The 20,503-nt window shown below is 40.6% G+C and carries 15 protein-coding genes; 6 read left to right on the top strand and 9 right to left on the bottom strand.

Annotation, left to right across the window (positions count from 1 at the left end):
- Positions 1–86: 86 nt before the first annotated feature.
- Positions 87–1,031: a peptidase gene (locus tag RMY32_RS23650; protein ID WP_322709801.1), complete on the bottom strand. Its 945-nt coding sequence runs from the start codon at positions 1,029–1,031 to the stop codon at positions 87–89.
- A gap of 546 nt (positions 1,032–1,577) precedes the next feature.
- Between RMY32_RS23650 and RMY32_RS23655 the strand changes: the two genes are divergently transcribed.
- The 3 genes from RMY32_RS23655 to RMY32_RS23665 all read left to right on the top strand — a co-directional run bounded on the left by RMY32_RS23655 (position 1,578) and on the right by RMY32_RS23665 (position 6,309).
- Positions 1,578–3,650, top strand: coding sequence for a serine/threonine-protein kinase (locus RMY32_RS23655; RefSeq protein WP_322709803.1), 2,073 nt, complete (start codon positions 1,578–1,580; stop codon positions 3,648–3,650).
- A gap of 254 nt (positions 3,651–3,904) precedes the next feature.
- Positions 3,905–5,167, top strand: coding sequence for an O-antigen ligase family protein (locus RMY32_RS23660; RefSeq protein WP_322709804.1), 1,263 nt, complete (start codon positions 3,905–3,907; stop codon positions 5,165–5,167).
- Complete coding sequence (locus RMY32_RS23665; RefSeq protein WP_322709805.1) at positions 5,164–6,309, top strand: glycosyltransferase family 4 protein; 1,146 nt, start codon at positions 5,164–5,166, stop codon at positions 6,307–6,309. The genes RMY32_RS23660 and RMY32_RS23665 overlap by 4 nt, the downstream gene beginning before the upstream one ends.
- A 245-nt stretch (positions 6,310–6,554) precedes the next feature.
- Here RMY32_RS23665 and RMY32_RS23670 read toward each other — a convergent pair whose 3' ends face one another.
- The 3 genes from RMY32_RS23670 to RMY32_RS23680 form a co-directional block, all read right to left on the bottom strand.
- The gene (locus RMY32_RS23670; RefSeq protein ID WP_322709809.1) at positions 6,555–9,179 is read right to left on the bottom strand and encodes a chloride channel protein; all 2,625 of its coding nucleotides are present in this window, start codon (positions 9,177–9,179) and stop codon (positions 6,555–6,557) included.
- Positions 9,180–9,414: 235 nt separating this feature from the next.
- Complete coding sequence (locus RMY32_RS23675; RefSeq protein WP_322709810.1) at positions 9,415–10,728, bottom strand: TldD/PmbA family protein; 1,314 nt, start codon at positions 10,726–10,728, stop codon at positions 9,415–9,417.
- 389 nt (positions 10,729–11,117) lie between these two features.
- The gene (locus tag RMY32_RS23680) at positions 11,118–11,978 is read right to left on the bottom strand and encodes a Tab2/Atab2 family RNA-binding protein (RefSeq protein ID WP_322709811.1); all 861 of its coding nucleotides are present in this window, start codon (positions 11,976–11,978) and stop codon (positions 11,118–11,120) included.
- Positions 11,979–12,216: 238 nt separating this feature from the next.
- Here RMY32_RS23680 and RMY32_RS23685 point away from each other — a divergent pair, with 238 nt between their 5' ends.
- On the top strand, positions 12,217–12,444 hold the full coding sequence (locus RMY32_RS23685) for a hypothetical protein (RefSeq protein WP_322709812.1): 228 nt from the start codon (positions 12,217–12,219) through the stop codon (positions 12,442–12,444).
- Positions 12,441–13,085, top strand: coding sequence for a hypothetical protein (locus tag RMY32_RS23690; RefSeq protein WP_322709813.1), 645 nt, complete (start codon positions 12,441–12,443; stop codon positions 13,083–13,085). The genes RMY32_RS23685 and RMY32_RS23690 overlap by 4 nt, the downstream gene beginning before the upstream one ends.
- A 148-nt stretch (positions 13,086–13,233) precedes the next feature.
- Here RMY32_RS23690 and RMY32_RS23695 read toward each other — a convergent pair whose 3' ends face one another.
- Positions 13,234–13,881 carry an HAD family hydrolase gene (locus tag RMY32_RS23695; RefSeq protein WP_322692945.1) on the bottom strand — a complete coding sequence of 216 codons (648 nt, stop codon included), beginning with the start codon at positions 13,879–13,881 and terminating at the stop codon, positions 13,234–13,236.
- A 165-nt stretch (positions 13,882–14,046) separates the two neighbouring features.
- Complete coding sequence (locus tag RMY32_RS23700) at positions 14,047–15,240, bottom strand: NAD(P)/FAD-dependent oxidoreductase (RefSeq protein WP_322709814.1); 1,194 nt, start codon at positions 15,238–15,240, stop codon at positions 14,047–14,049.
- Positions 15,241–15,381: 141 nt separating this feature from the next.
- Here RMY32_RS23700 and RMY32_RS23705 point away from each other — a divergent pair, with 141 nt between their 5' ends.
- Positions 15,382–15,660, top strand: a complete 279-nt coding sequence (locus RMY32_RS23705) for a hypothetical protein (protein WP_322709815.1) — start codon at positions 15,382–15,384, stop codon at positions 15,658–15,660.
- 133 nt (positions 15,661–15,793) lie between these two features.
- On the opposite strand, the gene RMY32_RS23710 is transcribed toward RMY32_RS23705, so the two are convergent.
- The 3 genes from RMY32_RS23710 to RMY32_RS23720 form a co-directional block, all read right to left on the bottom strand.
- Positions 15,794–17,821 (bottom strand): serine/threonine-protein kinase, encoded by a 2,028-nt coding sequence (locus RMY32_RS23710; RefSeq protein ID WP_322709817.1) that lies wholly within the window; start codon positions 17,819–17,821, stop codon positions 15,794–15,796.
- A gap of 546 nt (positions 17,822–18,367) precedes the next feature.
- Complete coding sequence (locus RMY32_RS23715; RefSeq protein WP_322709818.1) at positions 18,368–19,462, bottom strand: serine/threonine-protein kinase; 1,095 nt, start codon at positions 19,460–19,462, stop codon at positions 18,368–18,370.
- A 466-nt stretch (positions 19,463–19,928) separates the two neighbouring features.
- Positions 19,929–20,489: a hypothetical protein gene (locus tag RMY32_RS23720; RefSeq protein ID WP_322692949.1), complete on the bottom strand. Its 561-nt coding sequence runs from the start codon at positions 20,487–20,489 to the stop codon at positions 19,929–19,931.
- Between the last annotated feature and the right edge of the window lie 14 nt (positions 20,490–20,503).

The raw sequence follows: 20,503 nt of genomic DNA on the forward strand, positions 1-20,503 counted from the left end.
GAAGACACTGTTTGTAGGCGTTTTTTCAGTTCCTCTTCGCTCTCGGCGATCGCAATTTTAAATGGGCGGCTCATGGTTCTGTTAACTTACCTAGTTTGCTTCTCCCCATTATATGCAGATTCATTTTTAATTGGTATAAGAGCCAAACTATAGCGGCCTGTATCTCCAGGATCTTGACTAGTAACAGCAATCTTATAAATACCATTCTTAGGCAGTCGCGCAAAAATAAATGCATCATCACCACCACTGCTTTTATCTAAAGCGCCTTTTTTAACAATGATATTATTATCAGGATCGTGCAGAAACAACAACGGTTTTAAACTCAAGTTATTGGATCTGCGTGTATCATTACTGCCAATCAATCTAATTTGAACTAATTGATTTTCTCTGCCCTCAAATTCATAGAAATGAAAATATCTACCTTCAGATTGAAAATCACCTTTACTCAGAATACCTAATGCAACATCTACAAAGTTAATCTCTTTGTAAGTTGGTGTTGCAGGTGAAGAAATCGCTGAATTATCGAGATTTTGGTTTCCTGTAGCGACATTATAACTTGGCTTGCGAACTCTCCCAGAGCCACCATTAGAACGATTGGCGTTTGAGTTAGCAATTCTAGCTCTAGACGATCTAGATGCAGAGCTACCACCATTGGAACGATTAGAATTTGAGTTAGCAGTCCTACGTCTAGATGCTCTAAGAGTCGAGCTATTATCTGAAACCCTGGAAGTTCGCTGAGAAGTTTCTCTATGAGACGATACACGAGGAGCCTTTTGTACTGGTGACTCAATAGATATCTTCCGTCTTGGAGATATTGATGCCTGAGAAGCAGGAATTTGCTCAATTCCTTTTTTTACTGCTTCTGGTTGTCTCTCATCTGGTGATTTAGCAATTATGAAGTCTTGAGAACTTTGAGATTTCACCAAAGCACTTATAGGCAGCACATTACTTGTAATTAACAAACTACTACTCACGCAACCAATTAAAACATGACTTAATTTGCGACGATAGTTTTTGTTGTCTAATAGCATAATTACGCTCCTAATTTTGCTGATAATTTTGTCTCTTTCTGAAAGACAAAATTAATACTAGTTGCTGTTTTAGCCACAGCAGTTATGTAAATGTAAAGGGAAATTTAGCGTATATACTTTAGCGGCTTGCTAAAGGCATCGCCTGTAATCAAATGAATTCGTATATCTTACATACCCAAATGTTTGCCACAATCAAATCTGAAAAATTGTATTTTCAATTTAGACTACTAGAAGAAATCTCAATTTCGTAGGTATATACTGAGCTACAAACTTAAATTGCTGCTTTTCGGAATTTTGCCCAGATATTTTTGTAAACCTGACTAAATTGCTCATACAGATGTAATACACAAGCAGGCCTGACGCCCATCAATTCATCAAAAGGCATCGCTCAAACACAATTTTTTGCAATTTATCTAAATTGTTCAATACCTGATGAGGTAAGGAAATTGAGGATTTGTATGTTGTCTCAGTGATATTTACTAACAACAGAGATTATACTGCATGACTTAAGATGAATATATACCCCAACTGAAATGGATTCCCAGTATGCTCTGTTGTGTGAATCCCGATTGCCAAAAACCCTTAAATCCTGATAAAAACAACTATTGCCACAGTTGTAGAGCGGAATTGATACCCCTGCTAGGAGGTCGCTATCGTCCCACTCAGGTTTTATCAGACGAGGGTGGATTTGGTAGAACCTATCTAGCCAAAGATATACACAAACTGAATGAATGCTGTGTTGTTAAGCAATTTGCGCCAAAACTTCAGGGAACTGGGCCGCTAACTAAGGCCGTTGAACTATTTAAACAAGAAGCGAGCCGACTGCAAGAACTGGCAGAACATCCACAAATTCCAACTTTATTGGCTTATTTTGAGCAAAATAGCTATCTCTTTTTGGTGCAGCAGTTTATCGATGGGCAAAACTTGCTCAAAGAATCGGAAACGCGGGCAAACTATAACGAAACGGAGATTCGCCAACTTTTGCTAGATTTACTGCCAGTACTGAAGTTTATCCATCTGCGGGGAGTGATTCACCGAGATATCAAGCCACAGAATATTATTCGCCGTCAAAGTGACGGGCGATTAATCCTCATTGATTTTGGAGCTTCCAAGGTGTTGACAGCAACAGTGCATACTAGAATGGGCACTGTTATTGGCTCACACGGTTACACTGCACTTGAACAGATGCAAGAGGGAAAAGCTTACCCAGCCAGTGATTTATTCAGTTTGGGGGCTACTTGTTTTCATCTCCTGACTGGGGTTCGCCCATCTCAACTGTGGATACACCAGGGTTATGGTTGGGTTGCATCTTGGCGGCAACATTTAACCAGTTCAGGTAGGGAAGGGATTTCTATATCTGTAGAGTTGGGTGAAGTTTTGGATAAGCTGTTGCAATTAGACATCCAAAAGCGTTATCAATCGGCTGATGAAGTCATCAATGACTTGACACCTCAAATACCATCCTTGTCATCAGTGCCCCCAACTATACTGACAACAACATTTGCAGCTCCCCCAGCAAACAAGGTGCTAGTTTCACCAAAATCAAATAACAATCTGAAAAGTCAACTGCTGTTAGGTTCTAGCATTTTAGTCTTGGGATTAGGGGGAGTTTGGTATTTTCAGTCTCGTCCCCAGATAGTCAGCGAGGCTCCTCAACCTATTTCTCAGCCTGTTTCTCAGCCTATTCAGCCCCAAAAAAACGTCTCAGAAAATTCTTATTCACCCAAACCCTTCAAGGGGCATTCTAGTGACGTTAATTCCGTAGCTTTCAGTCCTGATGGTACAACCCTTGGCAGTGCCAGTGATGATAAGACAATCAAGCTATGGAATCTGACAGGTGGACAGGAAATCCGCACTTTAGAAGGACATTCTAATTGGATTTGGACTATAGCTTTCAGTCCTGATAGCAAAATCCTCGCTAGTGGCAGTGCGGATAAGACAATCAAACTGTGGAATGTGGAAACAGGAAAGTTAATCCGCACCTTGCAAGGAAGTAGCGATGGAGTTACATCTGTAGCTTTCAGTCCTGATGGCAAAACCCTTGCCAGTGGCAGTGCTAGTAAGGATATGAAAATCAAACTGTGGAATCTGGAGACAGGAAAGTTAATCCGCACCTTAGAGGGACATACCAGTGGTGTTGCATCTGTAGTTTTCAGTCCTGATGGTAAAACCCTTGCCAGCGGTAGCTGGGATAAAACAATTAAATTGTGGAATCTAGGGACAGGAAAGTTAATCCGCACCTTAGAGGGAAATGCAGAGTCGATTCTTTCAGTCGCTTTTGCTCCTGATGGCGTCATTCTTGCCAGTGGCAGTAAAGACAAGACAATTAAATTGTGGAATCTGAAAACAGGAAAGTTAATCCACACCTTAAAAGGACATAATGATAAGGTTAATTCTGTCGCCTTTTTGCGAAGCGTAGGTTCAAATGGTATCACCCTTGTAAGTGGCAGTAGTGACAAGACAATCAAACTTTGGAACCCAGTCACCGGAAAGGAAATTCGCACTTTGGAGACAGGTTCTGGATATATTTATGCCGTTGCCATTAGCCCAGATGGACAAACCATTGCCGGTGGTGGAAGTGGTGAAAACATTCTCAAAATTTGGCAGATGATTAATTAAAAATATTTGATAGCGTACATTCAGAATACATTGCGACTTTTTTAGGTAGAACCTAAAAAAGAACATTTAGCTGTGCAAAAATACCAAATTAATCCTAGCCTCAAAAGATGATATTGGCGAAGACTGTATTATGGTAATATTCTGTACGTGTTTGGGATTATAGCTTGAAAAAAATCTCAAAATATATCCTTAAACCTGCAAAAGTGGGTTAGATAGATTTTATTCTGTGAAAAAATATCTTTAAATAAAAAGCTATGATTAATATATTTTTTCTACTCATACTATTTTCTTCACTTTTAGGGCGAATTAAATTTCCAGGAATAAATATTGGTATTCATTATTTATTACTTCCTATATTTAGTTTGGGGATCATTAGTTTATCTTTAAAATCTATACCAGAAGTTATTAAGAAGCATAAAATAATTGTGATATCTATAAGTCTGATGTATTTGTGGATGTGGCTTTCCTCATTCATGAGCAACTTTCCCAATATTGCTATTATTTATAGTCTAAAATACTCAACTTATTACATACTATTTTTTGCTTTTTTAGTATTAACTTTTAAGAATATAACTGCACCATCTTTAACATTTTATTATCGTTGCATATTGTACTTACTACAGATCATTGCAGGTTTGGGTTTTCTAGAGGTTTTACTTCCTCATAACTGGATTTTTAAATTATTAAAGTTTCCTAGCTTTTATCCTGAGATTGGTTCAATTATGCAAAACCCTAATCAGTTTGGGGTAATAGTCGCCATTGGATTATGTTTAAGCCTGATTTTAGAAAAACAGAATAAAATTTCTAAAATTGAATTACATATAAGCGAATTTATTTTTCTAATTCCCTTAGCGTTATCTGCCAGTGGGAATGGCTGGGTAATTTTTATAATTGGAATGTTTCTTTTACTGATATATAAAATTATTAGTTTGAGAAAAATGATTTATCTAATCAGCTTGTTGTTTTTATTCATCGTAACTGCACCAGTTTCTACACGGAGAATTGGTTTGGCAGATAGTAAAATTTTTCCATTAACTAATATATTTCTAGAAAATTCAAGTTCAGTCAATCCAAACCAAAAAAAGATTCCTACTCTTATGGGAACAGGTTTTTCCAGGTTTCAAATGTGGCAGGCAGCGATTAATGAAACTATTAAAAGACCATTTACTGGTATCGGCATAGGAGTTTTTCCAGACCAGATAGGAGTGAAAGTTTGGGGAAAAAAAAGTTATCACGCACATAATATATTTTTAAATGTGTCAGCAGAGCAAGGAATTCCTGGATTATTGTTATTTACTAATTTTTTAGCGAGAATAGCATTGAAAATTAAATATGCTAATCCTTTAATTATTGTTCCAATTATTATGTTTTTAGCGTCTCAAATTCCAGATGTGTTTACTGAAGACTATACTTTTACAACTATTGAGTTTTATTTTATCGCAGCGGCTATCAATTCTCGAAAAGATGTTGTCACGCAATTAAAACCTGAAATTATTGAAAATGCCAAAACACTATGAGTGCTAAACCTCGTCTTTACTTAATATTTCCGAATATATTTGATTTCAAAGGAGGTATTCAAGTTTATTCAAAATTTTTGCTGAAAGCTTTACAAGATATATATCCTGAAGCTGATTATAATGTGTTTCTCAAATATGATAAATATAGTTTAAAACAGCCAGATAAATTGCAGTTTTTAAGTTCAACAATATTTCATTATTTTGGAAATTTACCAAAATTATTGCAACCAATTTTATTTGCCACGAAAATAATTATTTTAGCTATTCTTCAACATCCCGTTATAGTGATTTCCACTCATGTTAACTATGCGATTGTTTGTTATATTGTCAAATTTTTTACTGGAACTCCTTACTGGGTCGTTGCTCATGGCTTAGAAGTTTGGAATATCGAAAATAAGGCAACAAAATTTGCTTTAGAAAAAGCAGACAAAATCATTAGTGTTAGTAATTATACTCGCCAGCGCTTGCTTCAAGATCCAAATATTGATTCAGAAAAAATAGTTATTTTGCCTAATACATTTGATGCTAGTAAGTTTCCAATAAATTCTAAACCTACCTACTTACTCAAGCGATACAACTTAACAGATGAGCAGCCTGTAATTTTAACAGTAACGCGACTAGGAAGCACGGCCAAATACAAGGGTTATGACCAAATCCTTCATGCTTTAGTTAAAGTGCGATCGCATCTTCCTAATGTTCACTTTATTCTTGCAGGTAAAGGAGATGATATACCTCGAATTAAAACTTTAGTTACCAACTTAAATCTCCAAGATTGCGTAACAATTGCCGGATTTGTTCCAGAGCAAGAATTGTGCGATCATTACAATCTCTGCGATGTTTTTGCTCTGCCTAGTAAAGGAGAAGGATTTGGGATTGTTTTTCTAGAAGCTTTAGCTTGTGGTAAACCTGTTTTGGCAGGTAATCAAGATGGTTCTATAGATCCCTTGGCTGAGGGGAAGTTGGGATGTTTGGTCGATCCTGATAATGTTGAAGAAATTGCCGATAATCTAATTCAAATCTTGCAAGGTGATTGCTCTAATCCAGTAATTTACCAACCAGAATACTTACAACAAAAAACTATTAAAGCTTTTGATTTTAGTCAGTTTCGCGAAAGTTTAGCAAAGTTAATTAGTAGTAATTAGTTACAATTTAATAAAATTTGGTAAAAAAAATGGACGATTCAGTGTTTATTATATTTCTTGCCTTTGGATTTATTTGGGTTTTGATGGGAGTTGTAGGTTGGATTGCGTTTCTCAAATCTGAGGGTGAGGAAATTAAATTTGGTAAGTGGGGACTTATAGTTGCTATTCCAATCTTAATACCAATAATTGTTACTCTGATTATTGGTGTATTTTATCATTAAAAAAATCACTAAAATCTATGTTTTTTACTTTTGCATCGCACCTCTAACCAAAATGACTGTACTTTCAACACCAGAGGCGATCGCTTCGGGAATATTACCTTGAATCGCTTGCTGTAGCAATCCTTCGCGGGAAGCTCCCAAAACTACAACGTCGTAACCTTCGGTTTCCACTAGGTTAATCACACCTTCGGCGACTGAATTAGCTTGTATGGGGAGAGCAACTACAGTACTCGACAATTTGCGGCGACGCATTAAACGGCGGATGGCTTGTTCTGAAATTGACATATCTGGTTTGAGTTCAGATGGCTTAAACACCTGTATCAGGCGAATTTTCGGATCATTTCCCAATGTAATTAAAGCCGGTAGCAATTTAATTGCCAGTGGGGAATTGGGGCCACCAGCCACTGGAACTAGCCAACGGTTGAACTGGGGACTGGGGATTGGGGACTGGGGGGTTTTGCCTAATTTTACTAATACGACTTCGCAGGTGGCTTGGCGAATTATGGTGTCAACAACGCTACCAAAAATCCGACCAGGGGTAGATGTGTTACCTTTCCATCCCATTAGAATTAGGTCGATGTGTTGTTCGTTGATTGTCTCCAAAATTGCCTGCGCCACATCGTGGGTAACTCGAATCTGCGTGTGTAAAGGAATTTTCCACTTTTTTGCTAAGACTTCTGCCTGTCGTAGCAAGCGGCGGCTTTTTGCCGTTCTTACCTGTGTTTCTGATGGGGAACTGTGGCGGGGTATCACCATCACTTGCACGCAATCTATTTCATAATGGCGATCGCGGGCAATAGCTGCTGCCATTTGTAATAAAACACCTGCTGTTTCGGGATTTGCTATGGGTACTAATAATTTACCTCTACCAATGCTGGGCGATCGCGTCTGGTAAACTATGTATGAAGGTTCTGGTCGCAGTTTCGGTGTCGCATTTTCACCATTGAGATGATCTGCTTCCGCCCGAATAATATCTGCACGGGTAATAATCCCAATCAGTTTTCGTCTATCTACCACCGGTAAGCGACTGATTTGATGGCGATCGAGTAAATATAGTACATTACTGAGGGTGTGGATTGGTGATACTGTCATCGGGACAGATGTCATAATTTCTTTTAAGAAAATATCGGCTAAATTGCGATCGTGAAATGTGTGGTTTGTACTCTCGCGGATTTTTAACAAGTCTGATTGCGTTACAATCCCCACTAACTTGCTATCTTCTACCACAGGGAAACCGCGATGATGGGAACGAGCAAAAGCTTGCATTGCTTCTTCCAAGGTCATCTCTGCATCTAGAGTTTCTACCCGTTCTTGCATCACATCTTTTGCAGTTAACTTGCTTAATGCTCCTTCCATCGCAACTTCTTTGGTGAGAGTAATCCCTTTTAACTCCAAAAGTTTTTCATAAAGCGAACCAGGCATTACCTTATCCGCAACCAGGTAAGCTGCGACAGAAACAATCATCAAAGGTAGTACCAGATTGAAATCTGTAGTCATCTCAAAGACAATCACAATGGCTGTGATTGGCACTTTCGAGACGGCGCTAAAAAATCCACCCATACCCGCTAAGGCATAAGTCGTAGGAGAACCAACTCCGGTGATATATAACTCAGATACACCGATGATGTGTCCTAAGCAAGAACCCAAAATCAGACTGGGAGCGAATAATCCCCCTGGTGCGCCCGAACCAAATGCAATCAGTGTGAGGATGAACTGGGCTGCAAAGGCGATCGCGGCGACGCTAGGATGGGAATTTCCAGTAATTAATGACTCCCGTAATCCCGTATTATCACGGAAAGAGGGAGGAAGCAGGGCCACGACAATACCAGAGATAAATCCAGCTAAAGCCACTCGCAAGGGCAAACTGATATGTAATCTTTCGTAAAATTTAATACTAAAGATAATGCCGCGATTAAACAATGCACCAAACAAGCCTGCCAAAATACCTAACAGGATGAAAAAGGGAATTTCTGGGATAGAAAATTGGCTGGAAGATTTTACTAATTGCAAGTTAAGGTCAAGAGAGCCACCACCCAAAAGTCGGGATATCACCCCACCAATAAAGGAGGCGATAATGGCAGTTCCGAGAGTCAATCCTGATAAATCTTGGAGTAATTCTTCAACGATAAACAATACACCTGCGATCGGGGCATTGAAAGCAGCAGCCAAACCGGCACCTGCACCAGCTGCAATCATCTGCCGTCGATGATCTGGGGAAGTGGGAACCCAACGACTCATCCCTGCTGCCAAACCTGCCCCCACTTGGACAGTAGGGCCTTGCCGTCCTAGAGTCATGCCAGAACCAATGGCGACGATCGCACTGAGTAACTTCACACCTGCTACCCGCCAAGATAATGTCACAGGCACATTAGCCAGAGATGCTTTGACTTGTGGAATACCGCTACCAGAAGCTTCCGGTGCTAATCTATCCACCAACCATCCAGCCAGAAATCCCAGGACAAGACCAATTGCAGGTAGTACCAGCCATGCCGGCAAAAGGTGGGTAGTATGCACTCGCCATGTCCCCAGCCATCCCGATCCGACTTTTAGGAATACCGCAGATAGGGCAGCAACCAGACCGATAATACAGGCTTCGGCGATCGCTAAACCTCTTCTAGGCTGCCACCAGGTGCGAAAACGCTGATTCATACCAGTTTTGGATTTTAAATTTTGGATTACAAATCTTTCCTAAAAAGCTGTTTAGTGGAATCTTAGAGGATGGTTTAAAAGTCTATATTAAGGCTCATATCCCCGACTTCTTAAAGAAGTCGGGGATATTGTTATTCACAAATAATTTAGGATCGCTATACAAAAGCACTCTCCCCGATTACGAATTACGAATTACGTTAGCGACGCAGGAGCGTCATTACAAATTACGAATTATTTAATTGCTTCTTCCCGTAGTAGATAGCCCTTCTACGATCAGAGACGGAGTATAACAAGAACCATTCCAATCAACATCGTTGCCTAGTGTAACCAGTTGCTTCAGGGCTGTGTAAACATTACCTGCAACCATCGTATCTTTAACGCGCCCAATTACTTGACCATTTTGGACGCGATAGCCTAAATCGACGTTAATCGAAAAATCTCCAGAAATACTGCCACCACCACCCAACATTTGATCGACAATCAAGCCATCATCTAGTTGTTGAATCAAATCTGGTAACGATGTCGATCCGGGCTGGATGAGAAAATTAAATAAACCAGGGGTAGGATAGCTACCTAAACCAGGGCGAAAACCATTTCCAGTGGTATTAGTACCCAGTTGGGAGCCAGTAGTGCGATCGCTATAGAAATGCTGTAAAGTCCCGTTTTGGATAAATACTAGAGATTGAGCCGGAGTGCCTTCATCATCAAAAGGGCAACTGTAAGGGCCAGCTTCTGGATCTTGGTAGATGGTGAGACTAGGTGCAACTACTTCCTTACCCAAACGTTCTGCCCAAGGTGAAGCTGCTTCTAAAACTCGCTTGCCATTCAAAGCGGCTTGTACAGTACCCCAAAGCATATCGGCGGCTTTAGAAGTGAATAAAATCGGGACACGACCAATAGGAGGTGAAATATTTTCACTAGACCAAATTAACCGTTGTAAAATTTGGTTAGCTAATCTCTCTGAGTCGAGTTCCCCCCGATTGGTTTGACCATCAGCAACACTTAAAAAATCATCACCACGCACCCATTCTGCTGATATATAGCAGCTGAGGGTAGTGTCTGTATAGTGACAATCTAAACCTTTGGTGTTGACTAGTCTGGTGGTTTCAATATCACATTCCCAGTCACCATTACATACAACATCGGGATAGGCATCACGAATGAGTGCGATCGCTTCTTTGCCCCAGTCCACCAAAACCTCTATTGGGAAACTTTCTCCTAAATTGGGGTAGTCAGGCTGAAAGTTAGAGTTTAATTCTACAATTTCCGGTTGATTTAGTTGACTCAAAGCCAGAGCTTTTTCTACCATTACTTCGGCTAAGACAGAACCGTAAGCTACCGTTAGTCCCGGACGCCCGTTTCGCCAAAGCCGTAGTGCTGTGCCTTCAGATTGGTTAGTTTCTAGCTGTTTGAGTCGGTTTGCCTCAAAAAACACGGGACGAGAAAGCGATCGCGACTGATACACTTCAGCAGCTTCTGCTCCAGATTTTATAGCTAGTTCCAGCAACTGTTCGGCTAGTGTATCTTGTGACAAATTTTCAGAACCCATGACCCTTAGTGAATTGTGGATTTTGAACCGCATATCAACGCTATCTTTTGAGAAGTGCGATGTCTACGACGGGCTAGGCCTACACACTTTTCAGTGATGAACGCAGATAACTATCCAAAAATCATCAATGTTTCTTTACAGTTACGATTTGAAACCGCAGATCGACACTGATGGACGCAGTTAATTATCCCAAATCATTGTCATGTCTCAACGGATCTGGTCATTTGTAATTGGGGATTGGGGATCGGGCATTGGGCATTGGGCATGTTTATTCTCCTTATCTCCCCAGTTCCCAATCCCTAATCCCCAGTCCCCAGTCCCCAGTCCCCAGTCCCCATTACCCCTTATCCCCAGAGGGGGCCCCACCATCCCCAATCCCCAGCCCATTTTCACAAATTAACCTCTTGCAACAGCCAAAAACCAGCAAAAGATTCTGCTTTGGGATCGGACTGTACGCCGATAAAATGTACTCCATTCGCTTTTTGCTTGGCTGCTTCAAAACCTTTGGCTTCTGCTAAAATTTGAGGTTTTTTGATATTTGCCACAATCCAGCTTTCAGTTACACCAGTTTCTAAAAGCAATCTCGCCTCTTCGCTGGCGTCAAATTTTAAGAAAGCTAATTCCAAACCAGACATCCAGCCAGCCAAGGGCAACGCTCTCGATGAGAAAATCAAAATACCAGGAATACGGGCTTCGGGTGAAACTTTCGCCAACTCTAAAGGGAAAGCTTCACCGAAGCCAATTTCCCACTCTGGCATATCAGCAAAATCCGCAGCATCTAAGGTAACAAATACCCATTGTTGTCCTTCCAAAGCATCTGGTAAACGTTGCGGCAAAGGTTTCTCTAAGCGGACTGAAGGATTAGTCCCCCCTTGATACCCTGTCTCTTGAGGATACACTTCTTCCATCCGCTGTTCTAACCATTGATTGAGAACTAAAGTCCGGCGGCTAGGCTGGGCGGGAATACCCAAATCTTGACAAGCTTTAGTAATCATATTGTTCATTTGGCGGCGGAAAAAGCGGATTTTAATTGGTGCTTTTCCAGCTTGGTTAATAGCCTCCTGCAATGCTGTCCGCAACCAGACCGAATTTACCTGGGTACTGGGACAATATTGAGCATAGCGAAACAAAGAGTCTACTTTTGCGCCGATATCCAACGGGCTTTCGCAGACTAAGACTTCCCAAACTTTTTTTTGATTAGCGTCCAAAATCGGACGAGAGTAAAAATCGATTTCCCAAATACTGCCCATGTTTTGCGGTAAAAATCTGGCTGTTATGTTTTCCTGATATCTCGATCATACGAGTGTTGGGGCGCATTGGGCATTGGGAATCGGGAGTGGAGAGTTGGGAGTGGGCATTTGACTGGAGAATTTATCAGGGGATCGCTCTTAGAGAGGTTTATTGTCTCCATAACTATGAAAAATTTTCAACAATTGATTAAACGTGAGTGGATTTTGGGCTTTCTAGGTATAGTGCTATTCCAAAATCATGAATAATTCGACTAAAAAACCTTTACAATTTATTCCACCCAAGCAGACAAACCCAGCCGTTGATGAACTGGTTGCCTTACGACAGGGGATGAGTGAGTTCAGGAAAAACTTTACACAATTTGGTAAAGAACTGTCTTTGAAAGTCGCTTTTGGCGTTATTGGCTCGGTTATTTTGTGTTATTTCGTCATCGGACTTTTCTCCTTAGTTTTTGGACTAGGAAGATGATGAAAAATAATGCACCTTTTTTGACACCTAACCCTCAAGAATTTAAACTCCGCATTGTTTGGAGTGCCGATAGCTCTACCAAAATGGTGGCTGAATTTTTAAGCTGTAAGTGGCTCCCTCGAATTGGTGAAACTCTCGTTTTGCCAATAGATGAGACACGCAAACCTAGTTGGTGCAAGTTTAAGGTGTTTGATGTAATCTATGATTTTCAGCATCAGACTGTTCGAGTTTTGTGTAGTCCAATAAAATCTTTAGTTTCGCCCGACGTAAAATCGCTAATTTCAAAAGTCCAACAATCTAAAGATAATTGGCAGGTTTGGGAAAAGGCGTTTGAGGCAAGCGAGGCAACAACGAAGACTGAGGAGCCAGAACGTCATTTTGGACTTGGACACGAACTTTATCTGATAGACGAGGAAGATGTAGATGAAGAACCAAAAAAGCTCGAATTGTTGTCACAAGGCGCAATGTCAAAATTTACAGAACTTGAAGACAAGATCGACGCAATGGAAACAAGACAGAAGGCTAATGAATTGCAGCGCCAAGCCCAGCTAGAATATGAGCTTTCTCAGATAAATGAAGAATATGTGGACGACGAATTAGAAAAACTGAAGGCTGAGATGGAGGACATATTTGGGGACTAGTTTGGTTGCGTTCCAGTGGGAACCTGAGTATTTGGGCAGAAACAATTTATTTGATTTGGGAAACAATTGAGGCACAAGAGTGGATTGATAGATTGGATTGGATTCCACTTTAAAAAAAATTTGGCGTTGTTAAATTGAAAGTATCCCCTCATTTTCCACGATCGATCCAAACGCCTCTGAGTCCAGCTGCTTTAGCTGCATGATAATCTTCTACAATGCTATCGCCGATATGCCACGCCGCCTCTGGGGAACATTTATGTTTGTCTAAGGCAATGGCAAAAATTTGCGGGTCGGGTTTAGCTGCACGTACCTGCGTAGAAATGGTGACGGAGGTAAAAAACTCTCTTAATCCCAAACTTTGCAATACTGAGTAAATCCGAGAATCAAAATTGGATAGCACCCCCAGGCTAACTCCCAACCGCCGCCAGTTGATTAAAGCTGGTAAAACATCGGGATAGACAAACCACGGTTCGCCAGTGCCAAAGTGAATGTAAAGTTCGCTAAAAAAAGCCGAAAAGTCAGAAAATTCCTTGAGAACACCTGCCCTTTCAAAAGTGTTCAAGGCAATTATCCGCCACCAATCAAACTCGCGCTGGGGAATATCTTGCAGTTCTGCATCTGGAAATATCGGTGGTGGCGCTGCTTTAAAGCTTTGGATGAAAGCTGTATTCAATGTTTCGCCTGAAACTGTAACGCCAAATTCTTGGGCGATCTGACTATAAACTTCGCCCACACTACCTTTGACATCGAAGAGTGTACCCACAGCATCTAAAAAAATAACTTTCGGTTGTTCCATTAAAGTTTGAAAATTTTGAATGTTGAATTTTAGATTTTGGCTTGTTCAAAGCTTCTGTGGGTAGAGTCTAGCATCTGCTAAGTAGATTGGCAGAAATTAAACAAATCATCGTAAATGTATTGGTTTTTTTACCAATGCTCAATTCCCAATTCCCAACCTTGAAAGTTACCGAGAAAGTGTTTCTATAATCGGACGGAATAGCCAATTAAAACCAACTTTCAGCTGATGGTCTAAAGTTGGCAATCTATATAAATAAGCAGCACGGCGAGCGACGTATGCTAAGGGGCCATCTAGTTTAATTCCCAAACCAGTGAGAGTAGCGTTGTCTATTCCTAGCGCCATCATTTCTCCTAACTGTTGGTAGTGGAAGGGAAGAAGGGGGCGATTAGTCAAAGTTGCCCAGATATTCCAAGCAGTATAATCAGCTTGTTGAAAAGCCGCTTGTGCCGTAGCGGGGACTTGCTGTCCTTCAGCATCATGACAGTCTGCTAAATCTCCCAAGGCAAAGATTTCTGGACGATCGAGGACTTGCAGATTGGATGTAGTGATGATTTGACCGCGCTGATTTTGCTTGAGAGGAAGAGATTTTACTACGGGCGCAACTCTAGTTCCTACAGTCCAAATTACTAAATCCACGGGAATCGTGTCTAACTGGTTTTTGTACTCTAGGGAAATGCTATTTTGCTCGATTGATTCGACTTTGGTTTCTAAGTCAATAAATACACGACGGGCATCTATTGCTTTCTTTGCTGCTTCCCGATTAAACTCTGGGGAAGTTCGCAAAATTTGGTCGGCGATTTCAACGATCCGAAAGCGTCCTCTTTCGCCTAGTCTGTCAGCTAACTTACAAGCTAACTCTACACCACTGTAGCCAGCCCCAACGATCGCTACCCGAATTTTATCAGCATCGGATTCTTCTAAAAATCGCAGGCGTTCTTCTAAACGATAAGCATCAGAGATGGTGCGGAATGTGTAGGCGTAAGCTGCCGCACCAGGGACTAAATCTAGGGGTGTCTCACCTCCTAGCGCCAGTACCAATCGGTCATAAGGGATTTCCGGGCCTTCTTGGATATTTACCCGTTGCTGGTCGATGTCAATTCCAGACACAACGCCTTGATAAAAACGCACTCCTGTGCCTTGTAAAAGTTCTTCAAAGGGTGGGGCAATTTCCCAGGTTTGCAGTTCGCCAGTGAGTAATTCGTAAAGTAAAGGAGAGAATAGGAAGCGATCGCTTTGATCTATTAGAACAATTTCGGGTTTTTGCGTAGATTCCCAAGGTAATTGGCTTAACCGCAAGGCTGTGTAGAGACCACCAAAGCCTCCACCAAGGATACAAATTCTAGAAGTTTGTTCAGTCATCTATTCTATGTTATGGAAGAATCAATATTAATTAGGCAACTAACTTCAGGGTAACTGAAAGTTTAGGTTTCAAAACCCTCCATTTGTATGAATGGTTTTAACATCGGTAACTCAATACTCCTTCGGTGAGACAAAAGGTGGATGAACGAGTCTTTGATGTGGATTCATCCAGTTCAAAGGTGGATGAACGAGTCTTTGATGTGGATTCATCCAGTTCAAAGGTGGATGAATGAGTCTTTGATATGGATTCATCCAGTTCAAAGGTGGATGAATGAGTCTTTGATATGGATTCATCCAGTTCAAAGGTGGATGAATGAGTCTTTGATGTGGATTCATCCAGTTCAAAGGTGGATGAATGAGTCTTTGATATGGATTCATCCAGTTCAAAGGTGGATTAACGAGATTCTAATACCAATTTGAAAAAAGAATGCGACAGATACATACGGACATACCTTTGTTCTGTCTGGCTTTCTTAATGTATGAATTTTGAATGCGTGAATTTTGAATTGGTATAACTCTTCTTCATCGCCAATCCCCAATCCCTAATTCCTACTCACTCAGACAATCGCCAAATCTTAATCGTGTTATCTTCACTACCGCTAACAAGGGTTTTGCCATCAGGAGTGAAGGTAACAGATGTGACGCTGTTGGTGTGCCCTGCTAATGTGAGAATTTCTTCTCCTGTAGCTGTATTCCACAGTTTGATAGTGCGATCGCGGCTACCACTAGCAACAATTTTACCATCGGGACTGAAGGCTACGGATGTGACAGTATTGCTATGTCCCGCTAAGGTGCGAAGTTCTCTTCCCGTAGCTAAATTCCAAAGTTTAATGGTGCGGTCGCGGCTAGCACTGGCTAAAGTTTTACCATTTGGGCTAATAGCCACAGTTGTCACTGTTTGAGAATTTCCTTCTAGTGTGCGGATTGGGTATCCCTTTGCTAGATTCCAGATTTTGATCGTCTTGTCAAAACTGCCACTGGCCAGAATCACACCATTAGGACTAATAGCCACTGACCGCACCCAGAATGTATGCCCTGCTAGTGTCCGAATTTGCTCTCCTGTTGCCAAATCCCAGATTTTAATCATGTTGTCATCACTAGCACTAACTAAAGTCTCGCTATCAGCACTGATGGCTAGGGCATGAACTGAGTCAGAATGCCCTATAAGAGTGCGAATTTGTTTTCGCGTTGCCAAATTCCAGATTTTAATCGTGTTGTCATCACTAGCACTAACCAGAAGTTTGCCATCTGGACTAATTACTACGACATTCACCTGCTGAAAATGCCCGTTGAGTGAAGCGATTAGTTTTCCGGTTGCGAGATTCCAAAGTTTGATAGTGCCATCGTCGCCACTGCTGGCTATGGTTTTACCATCGGGACTAATGGCGACAGATAAAACTGAGTTTTCGTGTCCTTGGAGGGTGTTAGCTAAGGAAACTTTACCCAAGCTAATCTGGCTCAAAATCGCATCATTTTTACTAGGACTATTTTGTTGCATCAACCTAGAGACCAAACTGGTTTGAATTCGGCGAAAATTTTTATACCAAGATTCGCTGAATCCAAATAACAGAATGAAAGCACTTACCAAAATTAAAATTCTCAGTAAGGGATAGCTTTTTGGTAAAGCTGGTGCTTTAGTTGCTGGTAATTTCCCAGATGACTTACCCGCAGGTGGCAGGGCGAGGAGTTGTTTTGGAGTCAAGTCTCTCAGGACTTCTTCGGCTGACTGGTAACGTTCCTGGATATCTTTTTTCAAAAGCTTGTCGATGACAAAATCCAATTCAGGATTTAACGGACTTCGCAAATATTCCCGCCAATTACTTACCCAGGCATAGCCAGATTCCATCCACAACTGAAACGGGGAATTTCCCGTTAGCAGATGAAAGCAAGTAGCCCCCACACCGAACAAGTCGCTGGCAGGGAAAGCTTTGCCATCTCTAATTTGTTCTAGGGGAGAATAGCCATGCGAACCAATGGATGTGCCAGATTTTTGCTGAACTTTGGCAGTAAATTGCTTTGAGGAGCCAAAATCAATCAAACTTAATCGCCCATCATTTTTATTGCGGATAATATTTTCTGGCTTGATGTCTCGGTGAATAATTTTGCGATCGTGGATAAATTTTAGGATGGGTAGTAAATCTAACAAAATAGATTGAATGTCTCTAGCGTTATAAGCCTTGCGCTGTTGTAACTCCTTTAACAAATTATCTCCATTAATAAACTGCTGCACCAAATATAGGCAGCCGTCTTGCTCAAAATAAGCTATCAAAGTCGGAATTTGGGGATGTTCCCCCAGGTCTTGTAATCGCTGCGCTTCTTCTGCAAACAACTCCATCGCCTTTTTTTGCGACCAAGTTCCTTGGAATTTTGGAGCTAATTGCTTGATAACACAGCGTTCATTGAGTTTATCTACGTCTTCTGATAGATAGGTTCTGCCAAATCCCCCCTCATCTGAAAGGACTCGGATCACACGAAAGCGATTTCTTAAAAGTGACACCAGCGGGGTGCTACAACTTTGGCAAAACTTCTTTCCATTGGGATTCAGGGGATTTGAGCAATCGGGATTTAAGCAGCAGATCATGATCTGACAGGCGCGACTGCATGACAACTTAGGCTAAGTTTGTCCCGAACTTTCCCTTAAAATAATTGACTCTCGCTTACTTGTGGTAGATAAACCCTGTTCTGGGGATTGGGGAATTACTTATATAGTTAGCTTTTGTAAATAGTAGTCAGTCTTCCTCATCTGTGGAAAACTACGAGAGCCATAAGATTAATTATTCTATCGATTATATAATAATCTGAATAAAAATATTTTTTTGAACTTTTAAACCTAGTAATTTTGCTTGTATCTTGGCAAGCGACAACTGACTAAGTATTGAATATAAACCCCGATCAATGAATCATTACTGACTATCAAATATAGTTAAAATGCTTACTAAATTTGTTTTGGCTATTTTAAATTGCCCATAATTAATTATTCATTTGATACCTCAACTAAAAAGGCTGCAACATACAGCAGATTTCAAGGAAAGTGAGGTACACAACCTAAGTCTGTTACCCAGGTATAAAGTATGTTTTACTCCTGTTAGCGCAGCAGGGCGTAGCCCATTCTGAATTCTGCTGTATGTTATCTTGTTTCCTTGAATCTTGCTCTCCATTTCCGAATCGCACTAGCAGTTCTAGCTACAGGTGGCATGTATACATCATAATTTTCCTGTTGTATAATTTCATGTTGTGTAATTTTGTTTTGTGTAATTTCGTGTTGTGTAATACTTTTATTATTTAATTTTTGGGTAGTTAAACAGTTAGCCAAAGTAGGCAAATAACTTTCACTACTTAAAGCTTTCATCACTTCATCGGCAGTCTTAAACCGCTCCTCTAAAGTAATTTTCACCATTTTTCCTAAAATCTGGGCGAAACTGTTGCTGATATTTACCTGTTTTTGCCAAGATATTTCACCAGTTTTTGGGTCGTAGTCCAATTCTAAAGGACTTTTAGCAGTCAACATAAAAATGCAAGTTACACCCAGTGCATAAATATCACTGGCATAAACTGGACGTAAAGAAAACTGTTCTGGTGGTGCAAATCCCCTAGTACCGATAAAGTTGGTATTGACAGCTTGATTGATTGAGTTTTCACAAACATCAACTAATTTCTCTTTCACCGCACCAAAATCAATCAGCACTATGCGCCCATCATATTCACACCGCAATAAATTCTGAGGCTTAATATCCCGATGAATCACATGATGTTTATGAAGATACTGTAAGACAGGTAGTAATTCCTGTAAGAACTGCTTAACTGAGGATTCACTTTTGGGCCCAGTTTGCCGCACTTCTCGCGCCAAAGTCAAACCCGGCACATATTCTTGAATTAAAAAAAACTGCCCATTTGCCTGAAAGTAGTCTAATAACATGGGAATTTGCGAATGACTACCGAGTTGTCCCAAAATTCTTGCTTCTTTTTCAAAGCGCATACATGCCCTTTGCCAACTTTGAGGACTAGTCACTTTTGGACAAAGCTGTTTAATAACACACAGTGGCTTTCCAGGTAATACGGCATTTTTGGCTAAAAATGTTACGCCAAAACCACCTCTACCTAAAATTTGCAGTATTTCATAGCGATCGCGAAATAGCCGTTTGGAACCACACATCTGACTCAACTGAGTTGGTTGTGAAATGCTCTCTTGAGAATTCGTTGTTTTTTGAGGAAAACGATTCATGAGTATAAAATATCTGCTCTTAAACGTCTTTAATTTTATGACAATTCTTTATTGGCAACAGTAAGATTACTGAATCTTTGCCAAATCCTCATTACTCTTCAAAAAGTAAAAATAAATTTTTGTAGAATTAGTCTTTTCACGGATGTGTGACCAGCTAATTTGTAGTTTTGTAAAGGTGAAAGTCTGTTGCGTGGGTATTTATAAAAATTTTGTATGAAGATACACATAATAAAACCCCTCTAGTTTAACAAAAGGGGACGGCGTAGCTGGGGATAAAAATATGTAGTTTTACACTTAGTACATTTCTATAAATGTAAGGACTTGCATTCTTACGTTCGCAAAGCGTCCCGCAAAGATGGGATGTTTTTTTGACTATACAGCAGATTTCAAACTCGTTAGGTACACAACGATTCGTCTGTTACCCAGGTATAAAGCGTATTTTACTTTTGAATTCTGCTGTAAGTCCCTAAGCTGGTGGAGTTTGTGAAGAAAAAATATCTGTGAGATTCTCCTCAACCAGCAAATCTGGTGTTTGCATAATAAATGGGAGTTCGGCTCCCACCAGGCCTCTTTGGATGCGTTCTAAAGTCTCATGAAAAACGATAAACAGAGGATATACAGTATTAGCTCCCTCACTCAAAATATGACTGTGACGCAGAGGCATCAACCACTCATAATCATTGTCTAGATAAACTTGGGTTTGTCGCCAACGTCCTAACAAATCAGAAAAGTCTTCGTCAGCGCGATGAATAAAGACTAAAATTTCTGCACCAGTTTTGATTTTCCACTCTGGATCGCACATCAAAATTGCCACATCACAGGGTAAGCAAATCGTTTTTAAGGCTGTTGTAGCAGGATTGCGAAGCCGAACAATTGGCAAGGGTATAGTAATGACACTTTCATCTGGACGGCGCAGACTGGGAATCATCTCCAAGTAGGGCCGATATTGCTTTAATAAGGCGATCGCAGCTAGATGATTGCTGTACTCTGCCAAACTCGCTTCGTACTGAGATTTTTGCACAGTCATAGTTTATTAAATAA

The sequence above is a fragment of the Nostoc sp. ChiSLP03a genome (assembly GCF_034531215.2).
In the GTDB taxonomy this organism is placed as follows: Bacteria; Cyanobacteriota; Cyanobacteriia; order Cyanobacteriales; family Nostocaceae; genus Nostoc.

Coding starts and splice junctions, on each gene's coding strand:
- RMY32_RS23675 (WP_322709810.1), bottom strand. CDS start 10,728: ATGGGTTCTGAAAATTTGTCACAAGATACACTAGCCGAACAGTTGCTG.
- RMY32_RS23680 (WP_322709811.1), bottom strand. CDS start 11,978: ATGGGCAGTATTTGGGAAATCGATTTTTACTCTCGTCCGATTTTGGAC.
- RMY32_RS23690 (WP_322709813.1), top strand. CDS start 12,441: ATGATGAAAAATAATGCACCTTTTTTGACACCTAACCCTCAAGAATTT.
- RMY32_RS23715 (WP_322709818.1), bottom strand. CDS start 19,462: ATGAATCGTTTTCCTCAAAAAACAACGAATTCTCAAGAGAGCATTTCA.
- RMY32_RS23720 (WP_322692949.1), bottom strand. CDS start 20,489: ATGACTGTGCAAAAATCTCAGTACGAAGCGAGTTTGGCAGAGTACAGC.
- RMY32_RS23665 (WP_322709805.1), top strand. CDS start 5,164: ATGAGTGCTAAACCTCGTCTTTACTTAATATTTCCGAATATATTTGAT.
- RMY32_RS23670 (WP_322709809.1), bottom strand. CDS start 9,179: ATGAATCAGCGTTTTCGCACCTGGTGGCAGCCTAGAAGAGGTTTAGCG.
- RMY32_RS23655 (WP_322709803.1), top strand. CDS start 1,578: ATGCTCTGTTGTGTGAATCCCGATTGCCAAAAACCCTTAAATCCTGAT.
- RMY32_RS23700 (WP_322709814.1), bottom strand. CDS start 15,240: ATGACTGAACAAACTTCTAGAATTTGTATCCTTGGTGGAGGCTTTGGT.
- RMY32_RS23710 (WP_322709817.1), bottom strand. CDS start 17,821: ATGATCTGCTGCTTAAATCCCGATTGCTCAAATCCCCTGAATCCCAAT.
- RMY32_RS23695 (WP_322692945.1), bottom strand. CDS start 13,881: ATGGAACAACCGAAAGTTATTTTTTTAGATGCTGTGGGTACACTCTTC.
- RMY32_RS23650 (WP_322709801.1), bottom strand. CDS start 1,031: ATGCTATTAGACAACAAAAACTATCGTCGCAAATTAAGTCATGTTTTA.
- RMY32_RS23705 (WP_322709815.1), top strand. CDS start 15,382: ATGAACGAGTCTTTGATGTGGATTCATCCAGTTCAAAGGTGGATGAAC.
- RMY32_RS23660 (WP_322709804.1), top strand. CDS start 3,905: ATGATTAATATATTTTTTCTACTCATACTATTTTCTTCACTTTTAGGG.
- RMY32_RS23685 (WP_322709812.1), top strand. CDS start 12,217: ATGAATAATTCGACTAAAAAACCTTTACAATTTATTCCACCCAAGCAG.